Annotated in this window: 2 protein-coding genes; both read right to left on the reverse strand. The window is 64.3% G+C overall.

All coding sequences use genetic code 11. From position 1 onward, the window contains the following. Positions 1-524: tetratricopeptide repeat protein (locus VK519_RS03290; protein WP_324347644.1), on the reverse strand; the 524-nt coding region annotated here is incomplete at its 3' end. Then, positions 524-2,797, reverse strand: coding sequence for a TonB-dependent receptor (locus tag VK519_RS03295; protein ID WP_324347646.1), 2,274 nt, complete (start codon positions 2,795-2,797; stop codon positions 524-526). The genes VK519_RS03295 and VK519_RS03290, both read right to left, overlap by 1 nt. Positions 2,798-2,917: the final 120 nt, after the last annotated feature.

The following is a 2,917-nucleotide window of genomic DNA, read 5'->3' on the forward strand; positions in this document are numbered from 1 at the left end:
AATACAGACGCCCAGGCACAGCGCCCGCGGTAATCACCCCATCGGGCTGATTTCTCGTACAAGGCATAAGCATGGGCCACGTCCACCGGCACGCTCAAGCCGTGCTCGTGGTAGTGGCCCATGAAATACATGGCGCGCGCGTGGCCCATGGATGCCGCATGGGCAAAAAGGGCAAACGCGCGCGCCACATCGTGCGTGGCGCCACGGCCATTGGCATGGGCGTGGGCCAGGTTATAGAAACCCCAATCCAGTCCATGGTCGGCCGCGCGCCGATACCAGGCCGCGGCACGATCGACATCGACCTGCGTACCCCAGCCATTCTCATGGCAGCGCCCGACCATGTTCATTGCCATCGGCACGCCGCGGTGGGCGGCCTCCTGGAACCAGTAGAAACCTTCAGCCTTGTCGTGCGGCACGCCATGGCCGTCGAGGTACAGCTGGCCGAGCGTCGCTTGCGCTGCCGCGTCGCCGCCACGCGCGGCGCCCTGCATTCGCGTGGCGACGGTGGCGGCGTCGATGGTCATCAGAAGTGCATGTTTGCCGTGATCAGTGCCGAACGACCCGGGGCCACCGTGGCGTAGTGCGTGGTGAAGATCTTGTCGTAGTACGTTTTGTTGGTGAGGTTCTGCACGTTCAGCTGCAGGTTCAAGGTGTCGTTCACCTGCCAGGCGGCCATGGCGTCGAAGCGCGTGTAGCCCGGGATGTACTTGGTGTTCTGCACGTTGCCGTACTGCTTGTCGATGGCGAAGGCGCCCACGCCCACGGTGATCCGCCTGGCCACCGCATAGGTGGTCCAGAGGCTGCCGCTGTTGCGCGCGGTGTTGGGGAACTGGTTGCCGTTGTTGGCGATATTCGCAGCGCCCGGACCGTTGTCCACCAGCACCGGATTCAGGTGGGTGACGCCGCCGAATACACTCCACTTCTCCGTGATGCGCCCGGTGGCGCCCAGTTCGATGCCTTCCACACGCTTGGTACCGGCCAGCACCGTGGTGGCAGCGTCAATCGCCACACGCGCGTTGGTGATCTCCGAGCGGAACGCGGCGGCAGTAAGGTTCAGGCGTTCATCGAACACATCCCATTTGGCGCCCACTTCGATGTTCTTGCTTTTCTGGGGCTTGAGATCCTGCGTTTGCACGCTGATGTTCGCGTTGTCACCGCTGCCCTCACCGGAAGCCACGCCCGAAGGGTTGGCCGAGGTGCCGTAGGAAACATAGATGCTGCCGTTGGATACCGGCTTGAACACCAGGCCTGCCTGGTAGGTCCAGAAATCCACGTCCGAACGCAGGTTGCGCGCCGCCGGCGTGGTGCCGGTGGGCACGAATACGCGGGTGCTGAAGTCGTCGTAGCGCAGGCCCAGGTTCAGCAGCCACTGCTCGTTGAAGGTCAGCGTGTCGAAACCGTAGGCCGAGCGGGTGAACGAGCGGTTCTGCGTGGGCGTGTTGCGCGGCGCGTAGCTGCCCAGGAACGGATCGTGCGGATTGGGATCCTGCAGCGACGTGCAGGCGAACTGGCTGATGAAGAGCGGGCTGGACACGCAGTTGCGCCCGGCGATGCCCGGGCCCGGCGGCTGCACCACGTTGTACTGGTCGACGTTGGATTTCTCCAGTGCGAATTCCACGCCCGTGGCGAAATTGTGCTTGATCGAGCCGGTGTTGAATTCACCGGTGAGATCGGTCTGGTTTACACCCGTGCGGGTATCGGCAATGCGGCTCTTGGCCGAGCGGTAGACGTAGCCGAAGGGCAGGTTGCCGGAGCTGTCGTCCGGGTTGCTCCAGATGTAATTGTTCGAGGTAACGCCATAGCGCGTGGTGTTGCGGATGGTGAAGCTGTCGGCGAAGTCGTGCTCGAAGCGCACCGTGCCGATATCGGCTTTCGTCTTACGGAAATCGCGGTCGGCGAAGCCGTAGAAATTGTTGCGGTCGACGTGGGCGGGCTTGCCGGTACCGGTACCGGCGAAGGGACCGGTGGTGTATGGGCCGTCGAGCGGTATGCCACTATCGGGCAAGTCGTAGGTGTTGAGGTGGTAGTAGTCGAGGGTTACGCGGGTATCGGTCTTCATGCCGAAGGTGACTGACGGGGCGATGCCGAAGCGCTTGCCCCAGACTTCGTCGCGGCCGGGCACGTCGTTCTTGTGGCCCATGACATTCAGGCGGGCCGCGATGTGCTCGCTAACCAGGTAGTTGACGTCCAGCGTGCCACGCTTGTAGTTGTCGGTGCCAAGGCCAAGGCTTGCGTCGGTGAAGTTCTCGGCCTTGGGTGCCTTGGTGACGATATTGATGCTGCCACCCGCCGACCCGCGGCCGGTATACACCGACGACGGGCCCTTGATCACGTCGATCTGTTCCACGTCGAAGGTTTCCCGGGTTTGCGTACCGGTGTCGCGGATGCCGTCGACATAGATATCCGACACCGCGTCGAAGCCACGGATCAGTGGGCGGTCGCCCACGGCCGTGCCGCCTTCACCGGCGGCGAAGGTGATGCCTGGCACCGTGCGCAGGGCCTCGGTGAGGGTGGTGGACGCGGTGCTCTGGATCACCGCCTTGGGGATCACCGACACCGCGCGCGGCGTGTCGAGCAGCGGCGCGGTGAGCTTGGGGGAAGAGGCATTGATGGTATTGGCGCGGACGGCGATCTCGTCAAGCTTGGTCGCCTGCTGCGGATCCATGGCGCTGTCCGGCGCGGCTGCAGCGGCAGGTTCGGCGGCCGTGGCCGGGACGGCGAAGGCCAGGCCAAGGGCGGTGGCGAGCAAACGGCGGGGGCTGGAGGCCGTCGCGGTCACGAAATCGGGGGAACGCATGGGGGGAGGATCCTTGGCAGGTCAGTTCGGTTCGCTGGCTCGACCGGTACGACGACCGGTCTGGCTCTGGAGGTCGAATCGAAGACCGACGCGTCCGCTGCGCACTGCTGCAGGCTGCTG

This window comes from Pinirhizobacter sp., assembly GCF_035317885.1.
GTDB lineage: Bacteria > Pseudomonadota > Gammaproteobacteria > Xanthomonadales > Rhodanobacteraceae > Pinirhizobacter.